15 protein-coding genes are annotated in these 18,353 nt (G+C 33.0%); 12 read left to right on the top strand and 3 right to left on the bottom strand.

Translation table 11 applies throughout. From position 1 onward, the window contains the following. Positions 1-54 precede the first annotated feature (54 nt). Together HF990_RS03370 and HF990_RS03375 are read left to right on the top strand one after the other, a co-directional pair. Positions 55-1,356: an NCS2 family permease gene (locus tag HF990_RS03370; RefSeq protein WP_168411977.1), complete on the top strand. Its 1,302-nt coding sequence runs from the start codon at positions 55-57 to the stop codon at positions 1,354-1,356. A gap of 393 nt (positions 1,357-1,749) precedes the next feature. Continuing rightward, the gene (locus HF990_RS03375) at positions 1,750-3,126 is read left to right on the top strand and encodes an MATE family efflux transporter (protein WP_026019130.1); all 1,377 of its coding nucleotides are present in this window, start codon (positions 1,750-1,752) and stop codon (positions 3,124-3,126) included. A 173-nt stretch (positions 3,127-3,299) separates the two neighbouring features. Here HF990_RS03375 and HF990_RS03380 read toward each other — a convergent pair whose 3' ends face one another. Beyond that, a complete protein-coding gene (locus HF990_RS03380) occupies positions 3,300-3,815 on the bottom strand; it encodes a DUF4871 domain-containing protein (RefSeq protein ID WP_168411978.1) in 516 nt (171 codons plus the stop codon). Positions 3,816-4,177: 362 nt separating this feature from the next. Between HF990_RS03380 and HF990_RS03385 the strand changes: the two genes are divergently transcribed. The 5 genes from HF990_RS03385 to HF990_RS03405 all read left to right on the top strand — a co-directional run bounded on the left by HF990_RS03385 (position 4,178) and on the right by HF990_RS03405 (position 8,038). Then, complete coding sequence (locus tag HF990_RS03385; RefSeq protein ID WP_016839199.1) at positions 4,178-4,627, top strand: methyl-accepting chemotaxis protein; 450 nt, start codon at positions 4,178-4,180, stop codon at positions 4,625-4,627. A 313-nt stretch (positions 4,628-4,940) separates the two neighbouring features. Beyond that, complete coding sequence (locus tag HF990_RS03390; RefSeq protein ID WP_168411979.1) at positions 4,941-5,459, top strand: hypothetical protein; 519 nt, start codon at positions 4,941-4,943, stop codon at positions 5,457-5,459. Between the two features lie 350 nt (positions 5,460-5,809). Beyond that, entirely contained in the window at positions 5,810-6,376 is a 567-nt protein-coding gene (locus tag HF990_RS15340; protein ID WP_339289667.1) for an accessory gene regulator ArgB-like protein, read from the top strand. After that, complete coding sequence (locus HF990_RS03400; protein ID WP_016839202.1) at positions 6,351-6,515, top strand: hypothetical protein; 165 nt, start codon at positions 6,351-6,353, stop codon at positions 6,513-6,515. The genes HF990_RS15340 and HF990_RS03400 overlap by 26 nt, the downstream gene beginning before the upstream one ends. Positions 6,516-6,715: 200 nt before the next feature. After that, complete coding sequence (locus tag HF990_RS03405) at positions 6,716-8,038, top strand: sensor histidine kinase (protein WP_016839203.1); 1,323 nt, start codon at positions 6,716-6,718, stop codon at positions 8,036-8,038. A 67-nt stretch (positions 8,039-8,105) separates the two neighbouring features. Here the strand turns inward: HF990_RS03405 and HF990_RS03410 are convergent, their stop codons facing one another. Next, on the bottom strand, positions 8,106-11,027 hold the full coding sequence (locus tag HF990_RS03410) for an EAL domain-containing protein (protein ID WP_168411980.1): 2,922 nt from the start codon (positions 11,025-11,027) through the stop codon (positions 8,106-8,108). A gap of 764 nt (positions 11,028-11,791) precedes the next feature. Continuing rightward, complete coding sequence (gene brnQ / locus HF990_RS03415) at positions 11,792-13,144, bottom strand: branched-chain amino acid transport system II carrier protein (protein WP_016838625.1); 1,353 nt, start codon at positions 13,142-13,144, stop codon at positions 11,792-11,794. Between the two features lie 275 nt (positions 13,145-13,419). Between brnQ and HF990_RS03420 the strand changes: the two genes are divergently transcribed. From HF990_RS03420 to HF990_RS03440, 5 genes are all read left to right on the top strand, one after another. Beyond that, the gene (locus HF990_RS03420) at positions 13,420-14,088 is read left to right on the top strand and encodes a hypothetical protein (protein ID WP_016838626.1); all 669 of its coding nucleotides are present in this window, start codon (positions 13,420-13,422) and stop codon (positions 14,086-14,088) included. Positions 14,089-14,336: 248 nt separating this feature from the next. Continuing rightward, positions 14,337-15,380 carry an iron-siderophore ABC transporter substrate-binding protein gene (locus HF990_RS03425; RefSeq protein ID WP_016838627.1) on the top strand — a complete coding sequence of 348 codons (1,044 nt, stop codon included), beginning with the start codon at positions 14,337-14,339 and terminating at the stop codon, positions 15,378-15,380. Position 15,381: 1 nt separating this feature from the next. Further along, positions 15,382-16,419, top strand: coding sequence for a FecCD family ABC transporter permease (locus HF990_RS03430; RefSeq protein ID WP_016838628.1), 1,038 nt, complete (start codon positions 15,382-15,384; stop codon positions 16,417-16,419). Next, complete coding sequence (locus HF990_RS03435; protein WP_016838629.1) at positions 16,416-17,447, top strand: FecCD family ABC transporter permease; 1,032 nt, start codon at positions 16,416-16,418, stop codon at positions 17,445-17,447. The genes HF990_RS03430 and HF990_RS03435 overlap by 4 nt, the downstream gene beginning before the upstream one ends. Continuing rightward, positions 17,447-18,259, top strand: coding sequence for an ABC transporter ATP-binding protein (locus HF990_RS03440; RefSeq protein WP_016838630.1), 813 nt, complete (start codon positions 17,447-17,449; stop codon positions 18,257-18,259). The genes HF990_RS03435 and HF990_RS03440 overlap by 1 nt, the downstream gene beginning before the upstream one ends. Positions 18,260-18,353 lie beyond the last annotated feature (94 nt).

Genomic DNA, 18,353 nt, shown 5'->3' on the forward strand with positions numbered 1-18,353 from the left:
CGAATATTATTAATTCTGTTGTTTTAAATGTTCGTATTTAGGGGGCTGAACTTTTTGTTTCGACTACAAGAAAATAATACTACTGTAAAAACTGAAATTTTTGCAGGTTTAACAACTTACTTAACAATGGTATATATCGTTATCGTTAACCCTTCGATTCTAGCGATTTCTGGTGTTCCTAGTGAACAAGTATTCACAGCGACAATTATTGCGGCAGTATTTGGTACATTATGGTTGGCGCTATTTGCCAATTATCCAATTGCAATGGCTCCGGGTATGGGGCTGAATGCATTCTTTACGTTTTCGGTTGTCCAAGCGTCTAAAGGCGAAATTGACTATATGACAGCATTTTCTGCTGTATTTGTAGCGGGTATTATTTTCTTTATTATTAGCTTAACGCCTTTACGACAAATGCTCGTTAAAGCCATACCGAATAATTTAAAATTAGCTATTACTGCTGGTATCGGTTTATTCATCGCTTTCATTGGTATGCGATCAGCAGGCATCGTGACAGATGACGAAGCGACATTAGTCCGATTAGGAGATTTATCAAGCCCTATGGTTTGGTTAACAATTGTAGGGGTTCTAGTTACGGCTATTTTCATGATGTACCGTGTATTCGGTGCAATTTTCTGGGGTATGATTGTCACAGCAATCCTCGCTGCATTTACTGGTAATTTAAATTTCGATGGTGTTGTTTCAATGCCATCATTACCAGAAGGGATTTTAGTATGGAATCCAATTGAAGCCTTTGGCGATGTCATTAAATATGGCTTATATGGGACAGTATTTTCATTCATTTTAGTTACATTGTTTGACACGACAGGTACGATGATTGGCGTTGCGAAACAAGCGGGTATTTTAAAAGATGATAAATTGCCACGAGCACGTCAAGCTTTCCTTGGTGATTCGATGGCAACAATCATCGGTTCAATGTTTGGTACAAGCCCATCAACAGCCTATATCGAATCTTCTTCTGGTGTAGCAGTAGGTGGACGTACTGGATTAACGTCGTTAGTAGTTGCAGGGCTATTTGTCATTACCTTATTCTTCTCGCCATTAGCAGCTACATTAGCAAGTGTACCTGCTATTACTTCTCCTGCCTTAATTATCGTGGGTAGTTTAATGATTGGTGTTGTCCGCCATATCGAATGGGATAAAGTAGAAGAAGCATTTCCAGCATTTTTAGTAATTTTAATCATGCCATTAACGTCCAGTATTTCAGATGGTATTGCATTCGGGTTTATTTCTTACCCATTATTTAAGTTACTGAAAGGTAAGGGTAAAGAGGTTCATCCATTACTTTACTTCTTTGCGATTTTATTCATTATCCTGTTAGTAATTATGTCTCATTAATAATTAATAGCCTCTCATTCCGCGAGAGGCTTATTTTATTGGTGTGATAGAATGAAGGGCAAATTTTGTTGTTGAGTGGCTTTCACTTGGTAAAATGATTGCCAAGTTGCTTGAAATAAAAAGCTTTTAATACTCTGGAAGGAGAGGGCTTATAAAATGAAATGAGAAATTCCCAATTAGATGTTCAATGTTCAGGAATATAACAAACGGATGATCAATTAAATTCAATAGGCTAAACTGCAAGAGGAAAACAATGTTTTAGTATGAAATAGTTTCTTAGTTGTAGACAAAAATTTAAAAGATAGAATAAAGTTTTTTGTTGTAAACGAATCAAAATAAGCATGGATGCAATAAAAAATTTCTGATCATGCTTTAACTAAAATATGGAGATTGATGAAGATGCAAAATAATCAAATATCATTAACAAAATCAATGATTTTCTTTCTAATTCCTGTTGCGTTTTCAAGCGTAATACAATCGTTAGGACAAATCATTTCAACAATAATAGTTGGACAAACTTTAGGTGAAGAATCACTAGCAGCTATATCAGCATTCTTTCCTCTACTGTTCCTATTAATATCTTTTGCGATAGGCGTTGGGTCTGGGAGTTCGATATTAGTAGGTCAGGCATTTGGTGCTAAAAATATAGAGAAGCTAAAGGAAGTTGTTGGGGTTACTATTGGATTAACACTATTAATATCTGTAGTAGTTGCATTCGTTGGTGGCTTTTTCACAGAGGGTATTTTGAAATTAATGGGTACACCTGAAAATATTTTAGAAGAAAGTGCAAGCTACGCAAAAATATTATTTGTTACATTACCAATTATGTTTTTATATATGTGTTATACAACATTTATTCGTGGTACAGGAGATTCAAAAACACCTTTAATCTTCTTAATTGTAAGTATTATTGTCAATGTTGTATTGTTACCAATACTAATGTTTGGTTGGTTAGGGCTACCTGCATTGGGATTAGATGGTGCAGCTTATGCCTTTGTACTTTCAAACTTAATAACATTTATATTACTACTGCTATACTTATCAAAAACTGGTCATATCATTAAATTAGATAAAGAAACAATCAAAAATATCCGAATTAAAGGGGACTTAGTAAAGAGTTTACTTAAACTAGCGATCCCTTCTAGTATTAGTATGATTGCAATTTCTATGGCAGGGATAGCAGTAATATACTTTGTTAATCGATATGGTTCAAATGCGACTGCAGCGTATGGAATTGTGAATCAAATTGCAAGCTATGTTCAAATTCCTGGTATGTCAGTTTCAATCGCAATATCAGTGTTTGTAGCGCAAGCCATAGGAGCGGGGAAGCAAGAAAGCATAGAGAAAATTACCAAATTGGGGTTAAAGTTAAGTTATCTATTTGGAGGAATTCTAGTAATTGTTGTCTATTTATTTGCTGAACCTATCTTAAGAGTATTCTTAACAAGTCCAGAAACAATTGCTCTGGCAAAAGGCTTAATGTTTATTTCTTTTTGGAGTTATTTATTATTAGCTCATGTTCAAGTAATCTCTGCGACAATGCGTGCAACAGGGACAGTACTATGGCCAACTGTTATTTTAATCTCAACAATTTGGCTTATAGAAGTTCCATCTGCATATTTATTATCAACTCATACTTCACTTGGTATTTTTGGAATATGGCTAGCTTATCCGATATCATTCGCTGTGAATTTAATTCTGCAATATTTGTACTATAAACTTGTTTGGAAAAAGAAAACAATCACAGCTTTAGTATCTAGTGATCATTAGAATTTTCAAAGAGTTCTTCAAGAAGTATAAAAAATGGTTGCCATAATTTTACTTAACTAAAATAGTACAAGTGATGATAAAAAAGGAATAGAGGCAGATTTAGTCTCCAAAAGTGTAGATTAAATCCTGCCTCTTTGTATTGATGAATTAAAATATTAAGCTAGAAACATCCTTTAACTCTCTTCAACGTTTATAACGAGTTCCTCAAAAAATTGATCATTAAAATATATTTTTAATTTCCATAATCCACTTGAAGGGAACATCATATTAGATGGAATATGGGAATCTGCACCGTTATGTGGGCTAATGGAAACATCAGAATATTGCCATACTGCATTATTGCCAAATAACAAAACAGGATGTTCTTTTCCATCTTCATCAATACCAACTACTTTAAAATCACCGCTGATTTTATCTTCCTCTCCCCAGAAATGCCACATATATTTATCCGGTTTATTCGCAATAAACTTTGTTGCGACTGCTTCACCTTCGTTACCAGAACCGACCAAAATTCCCACCTTACCTTCTTTCCCAATCAATACATACTCACCCTTTGTCCCGTCATGAAAAGTAACGGGTAATGAAAAAGTAGGGCTTACCTCTAACTTTTTGTTATCATCAACATTTTTACAACCGACAAGAGTCATTAACAATAGTACAGAAATCAACATAATGATTTTGTTCTTCATATTTCTCCCCTCCATATCAGCTAAAATCAAACTGGCACCTTCGTTACGATAGACGTATTTAATAAAGGAGGTGTTTCAATAAATAAATAAACTTTTACAGAATGGAAACTACTTCGTTTACTGCCTCACAGAAACAGTTCGTTAACCAGGTTGCGTCATTCAAACTGCTCTTGTTAAAATTTCCTCTAAATGAAAATATTGCATTAAACAGGTAAAATTAAAGTTAGAATTACTTACATTTATTCTATATGGCCATTACGAATGAGTTCAATATAGTTTATAAATAAATAATGGAAAAATAAGTTTTATATTGACGAGGAAGACGTACAATCAAAAGTTTTTGAACTTCTTAAAAAGTTGTAATGAACGAAGAAGTTCGAAAGCTGGCGGATGAAGTATCGAATTCGATTGAAAATATTGTGAAAATTGTAGAAGGCATTCAACAAGAATCGAAAGAAACAGTACAATCCCTTCAGGAGAGTTTCATGCAAGTTTCCGAGGGAACTTCTAAAATTAACACTACAAGTGAAACCTTCCATGCTATCAACCAATCCATTTTACAAATGCAATCAAAAATTGAAAACATCTCAATTCATTTACAAGATGTTTACCAAGAAAGTGAACAAATTAATGAAGCAGTGAATCATATCGCTGCGGTGGCACAAGAGTCATCGGCAGGAATTGAGCAGAATAGCGCTTTAATCCAAGAATCATCGAGTTCAATGGATGAAATCGTATCACATTCTGAAGGAGTCGCCAATTTAGCAAAAGAACTCAATCAATCCGTACGTCATTTTAAAATGGATAGTTGAGATAGAAAAAATGAAGAGATTATAATCGATAAAAAATCCCTTGAATAGCAAGGGATTTTTTATATTTTAAGTCTTGATTGTATTTTCGGATTAAAAAATGAATGCGACCTATATCAATAAGTCGTTTATTATTTTCAATCGAATAGTTTGAAGCATTTTCACTTCAATAATAGCTAATTTATCTGTCATTAGGTATAAGTGAGAAGTTTTGAAGGAAAATAAACATAAAGCCTGTTCAAGATGAAGTTGGCTTAATTTATATTTACCAAATCTGTGTCATGTATGTGCGAAACAGAAAAGTAGGAGGAATTTTATGAAAAAAATACTTTCGTTCATGTTGTTTTTATCTTTATTTTTATTAGCGGCTTGTGGTGACAAAACGGAAGAAAATTTAAGTGGCGACGTTGATTCCACTGATACTGAAACAGCTGAAGGCACGGAAGATCAAACAGACAATCGTGAACAGGAAATTAACGAGGTTATTGTCGATAACGAAAATGTAAAAGCGACGCTAGTGAAAATTGTAAAAATTCAAGATGAAACTTGGGGGAATTCGGTTGAAGTGGTGTTTGATATAACGAATAAACGTGATCACAGTATTGAAGTACAAGCGAGAAGTGTGTCTGTCGATGATCGAATGATCGATGAAACGATTTTATCGATGAGTCAAGAAGTAGCGCCTGGAAAATCTGCAACAGCTAAACTAACCATTCAAGAGTTTGAAGGATATGAATTCCCTCAATTTGAGAAAAACTTAGAAATGACGTTATATTTCTTCTCTTGGGATAACGTGGACTATGAAGAAGAACACCCGGTGTCTGTGACATTTTAATAAAACATGATAGCCACTCAATATACGAGTGGCTATTTTTTTGTAATTAATATTAATAACTGTTATTTTTATTTATAATAAATTTATATAAAGAATAATGTTAAAAATGTACATTGAGTTCGCTTAAATGCCTTTCGGGTGCTTACTCGTTTTTAGATGAGAGATAAGTCAATAATAGACAAAAAAAGCTTAAATCTTTTATATTTTTTATGAGAGCATAATTAATTCTAATATTCACCATTAAATGGACTGATGATAAAATAAGAGATGGAGGTGATGAATTAATAAATTTAAAATGAATACATCGAAATAAAGGAGGGAACAAGAAGATTTCTAGAATTGAAAATGCAATCTTTCATCTATTAGATCAAGAACATTTTTCTCATTTGGAAAAAGAAAAATTAAAATTAGGTATTCAAATCATTATCTCAGAGTCTTACAAGCTTATATTAATTTATTTATTGGCTTATTTATTAAATTGTATTGTTCCAACATTGATTGCGCATCTTACATTTTTCATATTAAGGCAAGTTTGTTTCGGCTATCATTTTAACAACCTAATTATATGCCTCGCTACTAGCATCATAGCATTTCCAATCACTATTAAATATTTAGCTGATTATTACTCAATTATCCCTACATTCCTCTTATATATTATTTTTATCATCATACTAGTATTTATCTATAAACTTGCACCTAAAGGAACAGAAAAGCACCCGATTATCAATCAACATCATAAAAAATATTTGCGAAGAAAAATGGCCTTCCGAGTATTCATAATAGTTGGAATATTTTGTATTTCGACATTCGAAATAAAAGTTTTTATCGCTTATGGGGCTTTATTAGAATCTCTAATGTTAATATCTCAATCAATTAAGGGGGAGTATTTTTATGAAAATGAATTGGATGAATGTTAAAAATTTAATTTCTAAAATTGCGATGGTTGTAGTTGCTGTTGGAGGTACAGCTACGATTACTGGATGTACAACATTATTCCATGAGAAAAAGATTTCAAATGAGTTACTAGAAAATAATCCTTTTGCTACAAAAAAATAACTCCATAAAATGTTTTTCTATTATTTTCCGACTAACTCTATTAGTCGGAATTTTCTTCCTCTAATTTATAAGTCCTACTAATTTATACATAAATTAGTACAAATTTACGAAAATCCGTTGCATTCATGTGTACTATCGTAATATAGTTATTATACTATTGATTCATTCCAGAATAGAATTATACATAGTAGGAGAAAAAAATGAAGCTAGTATTGATAATGATTGAGTTAATCTTGATAGTGTGGGCAGTCACGTATACATCACAAATCAAATTGCGAATGAAGCAAATTTTATTTTTCGCCTTAACCGTATTTTGTCCTACAAGTTTTATTTTCTTATGGGTAGGTCAATGGCAAGGAATTATTTACTTTATTGTTAGTTCATTAATTTATTTCTTTTTACTCACAAAAAAATTTATTATACTAATACAACTTTGTTTCTTTATTATTATAGGTATCTTAGTAGATAATCTTGCCCAATATATTATGCAATCACTCTCAATTAACTTTTTACCTGGTGTCTTAGATCAATATTGTTTTTTTATTGTTTTATTTATTATTAGTGTCTTCATTTATCGATATTTTCACAAAAAATTTATTACATTGTTACCTGAAATAAAGAGTGCTATCAAATTTATTTTTTTTGTTGTGATTGTAACGATGGTCACTTTTTACATTAATATCTACTTAACAGATTATTTATCTAAAGATACAGTGTTAATATTCAATATCGTGATTCAGATTACGTATTTTGTAATCATGCTGTTTATACTTTCATTGACGATATTAAACATCAAAAAACAACATGATATTCAAAAAATAGAGTTTGAAAATAATCAGTTTAATAGTTATATGGAATCATTGGAATTAATTAATAATGATATGCAAAAATTTCGACATGATTACAACAATATATTGTTTACTATGCAAGGTTACATTGAAATTAATGATTTTGAGGGTTTAAAAGAATATTTTAAACAACATATATTTTCTACAGAAATGAACACATTAAAAAGAAATCAATTGTTAGCAAATTTATCGAAAATGAAGGTCACAGGAATTAAGGGTCTGCTCTTAACAAAGATTTTACAAGCTGAAAAAGAAAATATATCAATTAATATTGAAATTCCAGAAGATATTGAAGACATTCATATGAATGTCATTGATTTAGCTAGAATTCTAGGAATCTTTTTAGATAACGCAATTGAAGCGAATTATCAATCAAATCAAAAAATTAATTTTGATAGTGAAATTGATATTGCATTTATTAAAACCAATGATGATTCGTTGATGATCATCATCGAAAATACATTCTATGATGAAGAGGTAGATTTAGAAAACATTTTCGAAGATGGATTCTCTACGAAAGGAAAAAATCGTGGAAAAGGATTAAGTAATGTGAAAAGTATTTTGAAAAACTATCCGAATGTTAAATTAAATACTACTGTTAATGACTATAACTTTACTCAAATTCTTGAAATAAAAAATATTCATTCTAAAAAACTGATAAAAGTTGAAAGATAATCTAATAAGCAAAAAAATATTGGGTTGGATAGGGGAGTACCTATCTAACCCAATTTTTAGTACATCTTTATTTTAGTACAACTATATTGAAATATTCATTAATATCTCCAACAATCACTCTCTTATATGGTGGTACCTTTTTATTATTTTTTGCTAAAGTTACAAATGTGTCAAGAATTGTGGTGAACTTAGTTCTTTCTTCATCATTTTCAAAAATAAACTTAACACCATATTCCGCTAGATCTTCATTCACTTCTTCTTTCCAAACAATTTTCGCATTCAATAAAATGGACTCTCCAAGCAACTCTGTAATAAATTGGTAAAGAACGTCCATACGGATTGGCAAATTAAGATTTGATATAAATCTAAGTCCTCCAGCACCGATTTCTGTAACTAATACTTTTGATACCCCGATATCCAAGTTCCGCTTTGCTATCGATGAGATTTTTAATTTTGCTTCAAGCGGGTCAGTGAAAGTAAAACGATGATGTTTTCTTCTGTCTTGTAATCCTTTTCCATCAAATGGTAATGGGATATTTTTCTTGACGACTGTTTCAAATTCAGCAATTGGAACAGGCTTGCCGAATAAATACCCTTGCATTTCGTGGCATTGTTCTTGTTGTAGGATTTTTAATTGCTCGGCTGTTTCTACACCTTCTGCCACAACTTTTAATTTCAGTCCCTCAGCTAAATAGAGTATTGTTTTAAGAAGATGTATGTTTTTGGGAGATTTGTGTATTTTTCGTATAAAAGAGCGGTCGATTTTAATTGCATCAAATGGATATTCAGTTATATAGGAAAGGCTGGAATATCCTTTTCCAAAGTCGTCTAACACCAATTTTAGACCTAATTCTTTTAATTTGTTTAGATTCTTTTTCACAACTACCGTGTTGTCTAATAATATGTTTTCAGTAATTTCTAATTCAATATCATTCGGATCAATGCCTGATTTATTAATTTCTGCAGCAAGAAAATCTGGCCAATCCGGTTTCATAAAATGGATAGGTGAGATATTGATTGAAATCGGGACAGTCTTGATTCTGTATTTTTTCCATTCTCTAATTTTTGCAATAATCCCTTTTATAACCCAGTTATCCAAATCAGTAATTAGGCCATTTTCTTCTGCAATACTAATGAATTCACCAGGTAAGAGAAGCCCCCATTTTGGATGTCTCCACCGAATTAACGCTTCAGCACCAGTGATTTGTTTAGTAGTTGAATCCACTCGAGGTTGAATGTAAAATTCTAATTCATTGTTTTCGATTGCCTTCTTTAAATCTCGTCCTATGGAATAATTTTTATAGGATTGGATACTATTTGTATGGGAGAGGATATGATACGTTCCTTTTCCTTCTTTCACAGCCTTTTGTAAAGCTACGCTAGAATTTCTTAATAACTCCAAGCTGGTTGTCCCATTTTCAGGGAAGATGCAAGCACCAATACTTACGGTAATATAAAGTTGGTATTCTTTTACAAAAAATGGATCGTTTAAGAAATTTGTAATTTGCTTAATTTTTTCTTTTAGAGCATCGATGGACTCTATTTCTTTAATTAATAAAATAAATTCATCGCCGCCTGTACGTGCTACGAAATCCTGAGGAGATAAATAGTATTTTAATCGTTTAGGAAGTTGTTTCAAAATTTCGTCGCCTATTTCATTTCCGAGGGTATTGTTGATAAATTTAAAACTATTAATGTCCAATCTTAACATGGCAAATTGTTTTTTACTCTGCTCGTATTCTTTAATGAGATTTTCTAATTCTGCTACAAAGTTTTTTCGATTAGGAAGGTTTGTTAATAAATCATAATTTGCCATGTATTTTAATTTTTCTTCTAACACCTTTTTTTCCGTAACGTCGGTAATTACTCTATCTAAACGAATCACATCTCCATGCTCATCTAAATTAGGAATGATGTAATCTTGTATCCATCTTCTATCGCCCATTTTATTGATAATTCGATATTCATGATGAACGATATTTCCTTCTTTTAGTGCCTTAAGATTTTTCAAATATTCATCGAGGTCTTCTTCGTGCACAATAGAATTCCATTGCAAACCATTATCAAAATCTTCTTTTGTATATCCGGTAATGCACTCTATTCCTTTAGAAACTTTTAACGTTTTATTGTATCGCTTATCTAAAGCCCAAATACCGACATCAGGATTATTATAGATTTCTTTTAGTTGCTTTTCTTTTTCCAACACATCTTTCATAAGGTTATGGTCAGTAATATTTTGAATGAATCCAACGAGACCCTCAACATTTCCTTTTTTATCTAGAATAATACCAGTCTGTTCTTGAACAAGGATAATGGATTGATCTTTTTGTACCATTCGGTATTCAATTTGAAAGCTCCTTTTTTCTTTAATGGCGATTTCTGTTGCTTCTCTTACCATTTCTCGATCTTCAGGGTGTACATAACGTAAATAATGGTTAAGGGATAGAGTGGGTTGTTCATGGCGAGCATTCATTTTTAACAAATCAAAAATTTGATTAGAGAAGTAATGAATATCATTAATGGCATCATAATAAAAATTACAAATATGTTTTAGTTTGTTGAGGGTTTCCAACATTCTTTTTAATTGATTTAATTCTTTTCTCTCTTTTTGGAAAACCGTTATATTTCGAATGATTGCAAACACACATTTTTCAGCTGGAATCAGTGTGATATGAACATCTATTCTTTTCCCATCTTTTGTCTTGACAACTGTACTAAATTTTTGAGTTTTTCCAAATAAAGCTTTTTCAAAATAATTAATGATTGCATTTGAATTCCCTTCATAAAAAATCTTATCAATGGATTCGTTAAACTCATGTATAGCATATCCAAATTGTTTTTCAAAAGCGAGGTTATAAGAGATTAGTTGTCCATTACAATCAAACTTTGCAATAGCATCGATATGATCGTAAATGTTCAGTATCATATCTTCATCTGTTAATAGTTCATTTGCCCATCTTACCTTCGATTTTTTAAATAGACTCTTCATTAGCAAACCTCCCAACCTAAATCTATGTATTGTGAAAAAATACCTAATACCAAAAAGTTGATAGAATTACATCACCGACAAAGGTCTCTCATTTTTTTACTTTTATGGGTAATTGTAAGTAGTATTATATATACTTTTTTTTACTATAGTAAAGAAATATATACGAAAAGTATTTTGATTAATTGAGATAATTAATACTATATTTATATTAATATACCCATATATGTAGAATTGAATCGAAAATACAGGTTTTTTTTACTATTCGTTTAAGATTCTATCGAACTGGATTCATCATTATAAGTGGGTTAATAGGGGAATTTTGTTAATGAAAAAGTAAGTAGCTTAAATAAAAAAGTGGAAAATCATTTATCGATACACTTTTTTGATTGGGATGGATGCGATGAAGAAAGTGAATAATGGAGGAAATAAAAAAGAAGGGAGTTATGAATTGACTCCCTTCTTTTAAGGAAATATTACTTTTTTCTTAATAGATAGTCACCAAGTGGTAGAAGAAATACAATAAATAAAACTGTTAAAATAGTCAGTGCTTCTAAAATAGTAATTGCAACTTGGTCAAACATCCTTATTAGCCTCCTTTCAGTCACAAATTATGTTACCTTAAATGATAGTAATTTTCCATCTTATTTAATTGGAGTAAACAATGTAAAAAATTCTTGTTCCTGTTTCAATTGTATTATTGCAATATTACATTTCCAAACTTATGTCAATGTTGAAAAGGGCGCCATAAAGTGACGGCCCTTTTTTTATTGTGTCACGATTTGTTTTGAGCCTTTTGGCCACAAAATTCCGATGATGAATCCTAAGGCAGCCGGCAACATCCAGCCTAGTCCAATATCATAAAGTGGCAAATAATCGGAATAAAATGACTTAATTGATTCGAACAATGAAATAGTTGTACTTGGTAAACTTGCAACTAATGTACTGTAACCATCAAATAAGCTTACACAGAAAGTGAAAAACATCGTTGAAGCATAGACACTTTGCTTATTTCCGTATAAAGGTGAGCAAAGGGTTAAAATAATTAGAACAATCGCTAATGGATACAATAACATTAATACAGGAATAGCGAATTGAATGATATTGTTTAAACCAAAGTTCGCTATTGTAAATGATACAAGACATAAGATGAGTACGAACCATTTATAACTAATTTTAGGGTATACTTTGTTGAAAAACTCACTACAAGACGTTATCAATCCAATACTTGTTTTTAAACAAGCAAGAACAATGATAATCGCAAGTAGTATTGCCCCATAATCACCGAAATAATATTGCGCGACTGCGGCAAAGATTTGTCCGCCATTTTCGAAAGTGCCGATTGCCAATACGCTAGATGCTCCCATATACGTAATAAGTCCATAAATGAGTGCCATCAGTGCCATGGCAAATACGCCGGCTTTCAAAGTTGACTTTGCAATTTCTGTTTTATTTGTAATTCCTTGTCCTTTTATTGCGTTAATCACGACAATGCCGAAAGCTAATGATGCAAGAAGGTCCATTGTATTGTATCCTTCTTTAAATCCTGTTATAAATGCAGGGTCGCGATAATCGCCAATTGGTTGATCGAATGACCCCATTGGTTTTATGATTGCGATAATAATTAAAATGAATAAGAACAATAAAAAGGCAGGGGTTAAATATTTCCCAATATAATCGACGATTTTCGCTGGATTTAAAGAGAAGTAATAGACAATGGCAAAAAATACAAAACTAAAAATTCCTAACAACAATGTGCTATATTCGGGATTGATATATGGTTCAAAACCTACAACGAAAGGTACCGTTGCTGTTCGTGGAATTGCGAAAAATGGACCAATCGTTAAATAAAGAGCGATTGCAAAAATCACGCCGAACAGTGGATGAACTCTTCCAGCTAATTCCCGTAAACTATTGCTACCAGATAACCCAAAGGCAATGATTCCTAAGAAGGGTAACCCGATGGCTGTAATGAGGAATCCAATTAATGCAGGCCAAAAATTTGTACCAGCTAGTTGTCCCATTTGGATTGGGAAAATTAAGTTCCCTGCACCAAAAAACATCCCAAATAGCATTGTACCAATGACTGCATAAGTAGAAAATGAACTCATCTTTTTCATAATCTCTGCTCCTTCTAAGTTGAATAATTCTAATTTTAGCAACTTTTCAGAAAGGAATCTATGTAGATTGAAAAAGTAGGAAAATGAGGAATTTTCAATTTAGTTTTTAAATTGGTAATATTATCAAAATATATGGAGTTATCATTTGCAAAAAGGTAGAATGATATTGATATAATAAAATGGAAAAAATTCAGAATAATGTAAAATTAAACTTTACAAGAACTTTTGTTCGTGTTATTGTAATTGATAATAAAAGATGAAGAGGAGTTGTTTTCATGGAAAATAGAGACGAGGATCTCCATTTTCAAAAGATGAACAAGTTTTTTATTGAATCATCAAAGAAAAAAAGAAATGCTCCAAATACTAACCCGTTTTTATTAGGTAAACAAACCGATTTTATATTAGAAGAATTTCAAAATAGTTATATACGAATTGATACTTCTATTGAAACAAATCCAGAATATCAATTGATTAATGGATGGACAAATATCATTCTCATGAATGAAGGCGCAAAAACGATAGGTTATCTAAACTTCAAAATTTACAACTCTTTTATAATGGATAAATCTGATTTGTTAAAGGTAGCCAAATCATTTTCAGATGAGGAATATACAATCATTTCTACTTTTAAAAAACATTTTCAATCTACCTTTGATGAAGGTTACATTAAGTTCCTAATAGTAAATGAAATATTCTTAAATAATGAATACCAGCAAAAGGGATACGAATTAAAAGCGATGGTAGAATTAATAAGCTTATGTCGTATTTTAGAGATTGATTACATCATTTCAAAACCTCTACCAATCATAAAAGAGAATTTTAATTACGGAAAATCCAAAAAACAAATGGCAAAAATGGCTTTTCTCAATAATAAACTAGTTTTTGATGTATATTATTTAGAGGAACAAGAACCAATCATTGTATTGGATATTAGCCGTATATGAAAACTATTTTTATGAAACACCATTTTACTCATTGACGATGGGGAGAAATGGTGTTTTTATTATGAAGGGATATTTTATTTTAATGTATGTCGGATAAAGAATCCTATTAAGGAATTATATTGAAATGAATTATGAAATTCCCATTTATAAATAGTTAATTAGTGATTGACAATCGGTTTGTAAAAATATTATATTATCATCGAAAATGATAATTATTATCAATTGCGAAATAAAAGAGGTGTACTAAGATGAAAAATAAAATATTCTCAATAGTTTTTACATTATTATTCATACTCTTGTTAGCAGGTTGTTCTGAACAATCCTCTAATCAATCAAATGGTGAAGAAAAAGAAACGAACACAAGCAATGAATCATCAGTAGAATATCCGATTGTCATTCAACATGCATTTGGTGAAACGGTAATTGAAAAGAAACCAGAACGAGTTGCAACTATCGCTTGGGCAAACCATGATGTTGCGCTTGCTTTAGGAGTTGTACCAGTAGGTTTTTCTGCTGCTAACTATGGCGTTCAAGATGATAGTGGCATGCTTCCATGGACAAAAGAAAAATTAAAAGAACTTGGTGTAGAAAAACCAAATATTTACCAAGATACAGATGGATTAGATTTTGAAGCAATTGCAGATAGTGAACCAGATGTTATTCTTGCGGCATATTCAGGCATTACAAAAGAAGAATACGATATTTTAACTGAAATTGCGCCAGTTGTTGCTTATCCAGAAACGCCTTGGGTAATATCTTGGAGAGATCAAATCTTATACAATGCAAAAGGTATGGGAATGGAAGAAGAAGGTAAACAACTGATTGCAGATACAGAAAACTTAATTAAAGAAAAGGTAAGCAAATATCCTGAATTAGCAGGAAAGAAAGCTGCTTTTGCGTCTATCAGTGCAGCAGATTTATCAAAATTCTATGTCTATACAACGCAAGACCCGCGCGGAGAGTTTCTTGAAGAGTTAGGAATGAAATATCCTGAAAGCTTACAAGAATTTATTGGAGATCCAAATAGTTTCTATATCGAAATGAGTGCAGAAAACGCAGATGCATTAAATGATGTAGACATTATCGTGACATATGGTGATGAGCAAACATTAAAAGCTCTTCAACAGGACTCAATTTTAGGAAAAGTACCGGCAATTCAAAAAGGTGCCGTTGTAGTCATTGGTGATAATACACCATTAGCAGCAGCTGGTAATCCGAATCCGCTTTCCATTGCGTACACCATCGATGAATATTTAAGTTTGCTTGCAGAAGCGGCAAAAAAGCTAAATTAATATGATGAAAACAACAACCTATAAAGAAAAAAAGCAAAACCTTATCCCGAAAAAATTGTTTGTACTGCTTTTTGTCCTAATTGTTTTACTGGGTGTTTGCATCATTGCTTCATTATTATTTGGTTCTCGAATCATTAGTTGGACGGATATAATGGATGGACTATTCCATTCGCAAGTAGATTCCCATGAAGCAAATGTTGTACGGCAAAGGGTTGTCCGCACCATTTTTAGTATTATGACCGGAGTCGCTCTCGGAGTTTCGGGTGCCTTAATGCAATCGGTGACCCGAAATCCGATTGCGGATCCAAGCATATTAGGAGTCAATACGGGGGCAGCCCTTTTTGTCGTATGTGGAATTGCGTTCTTTCATATTAGTTCTGCCAGTCAATATATTTGGTTTGCGATTGTTGGAGCAATGATTACTGCAATATTTGTCTATTCCATTGGATCGATGGGAAGTGGCGGTGCAACACCATTGAAACTTGTGTTGGCAGGTGCCGCGACAAGTGCCATTTTGTCTTCGCTTGTTTCAGCGGTCATGATTCCGCGTACAAATGTTATGGATCAATTTCGATTTTGGCAAGTAGGTAGCGTGGGATCAGGCTCTTGGGATTCCATTTCAATTTTTCTCCCTTTCTTGTTAACAGGATGTATCATTGCCGTTATTACAGCTCCCGCATTAAATGCCATACTTTTAGGGGATGAGGTTGCTACTAGTTTAGGTGTACGGATTGGGTTCATTCGGCTAATTGCTGCATTCGGTGGCGTACTATTATGTGGTGCTGCAACAGCTCTTGCTGGCCCCATAGGATTTATCGGTTTACTTGCAACTCATGTTGTTCGATTAGTAATCGGACCGGATATGCGCTACATTATACCGCTGTCTGCTCTTACAGGAGCAATTATATTAACATTGTCAGATGTATGTGGAAGGTTGTTAGGTAGTCCTGGGGAATTAGAAGTCGGGGTTGTAACAGCCTTTATTGGTGCTCCTATATTAATTTTCATTACAATGAAATCGAAAGTTCGTGAAATATGATGAATGATACATTGAGTTTAATTCGATCAGCTCGTTCAAAAAGACAACGTCGCTTTGTAATTTTGACAGCATTACTGGGCTTAATCTCAGTAGTCTTATGCTTCATGATGCTGATGATTGGTAACACGATTTATCCTGTAAAAGACGTAATACGGGTACTTTTTGGTGAAGAAGTAAAGGGGGCATCCTTTGCTGTCGGAACAATTCGGTTACCTCGAATGGTGGCAGGAGTGTTTGCAGGTTTCGCCTTTGGTGCTGGTGGTTATGTATTTCAAACGATGTTACGGAACCCATTAGCCAATCCCAATGTGATTGGGATTACGACAGGTTCAAGCGCTGCGGCTGTTTTTTGCATCGTTATTCTTCATGCCAGTCTTGCAACCATTTCAATCGCTGCCGTAATGGGTGGTCTATGTACAGTATTGATTATTTATTTTTTAGCAAAAGGGAGTTCCTTCTCCATTGGAAGATTGATTTTAATCGGTATTGGCATTCAGGCGATGTTAAATTCTGTTATTTCTTATTTACTGTTGATTGGGAATCAACACGATATACCAACGGCAATGCGCTGGCTGAGCGGCAGTTTAAATGGGTTGAAATTGGAAACTCTTTATCCACTCATTTTCACTGTCATTCTTTTGACTCCGATTTTAATTATGTACGGTAAGCAATTGGAGATGTTGGAATTAGGAGATCAAACAGCGACATCGATTGGAGTAAATGTAAATAGAACGAGAATCATGTTGATGATAAGTTCCGTATTGATGATTGCTTTAGCTACGGCAACAACAGGGCCGATTGCTTTCGTTGCATTTCTTTCGGGGCCAATTGCCAATAGAATCATGGGTACAGGCTTTTCAAATATCATTCCTGCCGGGCTTGTTGGCGTAATCCTAGTATTGGCTGGGGATTTAATTGGTCAACATGCTTTCGAAGCTAGATATCCAGTGGGTGTGATTACCGGTATCCTTGGTGCACCTTACTTGTTATATTTATTAGTTCGTTTGAATCGAAAGGGTGGATTGTAATGAAACCTACACACGTGCTTTCAGTTGAAAATCTGTTTGCAGGATACGATAAGAAGACCGTTCTGCAAGACGTAACCATCACTATTCCAAGCAATAAAATCAGTATAATTATTGGTGGGAATGGTTGTGGGAAATCAACATTATTAAAAACGATGGCAAGATTAATAAAACCTGACTCTGGCCAAGTATTGTTGGATGGAAAACCGATTCATCAAATTCCCACTAAACAATTAGCTCGTGTGTTAGGGTATTTACCACAATCTCCTATCGTTCCAGAAGGAATTACGGTGGTTGATTTAGTAGGTCGAGGAAGATTTCCACATCATTCGTTTTTAAAAGGTTGGACGAGTCAAGATGATGATGCTGTAAGCGAAGCAATGGAAATCATGAACATTACCGATTTAGCCGATCGTTATATTGATGAACTTTCGGGTGGCCAAAGACAGCGTGTATGGATTGCAATGGCCCTTGCTCAACAAACGGATATTTTATTTTTGGATGAACCAACAACCTATTTGGATATTACATATCAAGTAGAAATACTGGATATGCTTACAGATTTAAATCGAAAACGCGGCACAACGATTGTTTTGGTGCTTCATGATATCAATTTATCTGCCCGATATGCAGATCATATTTTTGCCTTTAAGCAAGGTAAATTAGTGGCGGAAGGGACTCCATCAGAAGTTATCAGTAGCCAATTAATTAAAGATATTTTTGGACTCGATTGCACTGTCGTTCAAGATCCTGTTTCATTATCACCATCAATCGTCCCAATTGGACGATATCATAATCATCTGGTGAAGAGTTAGAAAGGGAATAGGGACTCGAGCCTTCTAGAAAATGTCTAGAAGGCTCTTAAATTTCCTATTTTTCCGTTAACAGCTTTTGCAAATAAAGAGCAAA

The organism is Ureibacillus thermosphaericus (genome assembly GCF_012396605.1).
In the GTDB taxonomy this organism is placed as follows: domain Bacteria; phylum Bacillota; class Bacilli; order Bacillales_A; family Planococcaceae; genus Ureibacillus; species Ureibacillus thermosphaericus.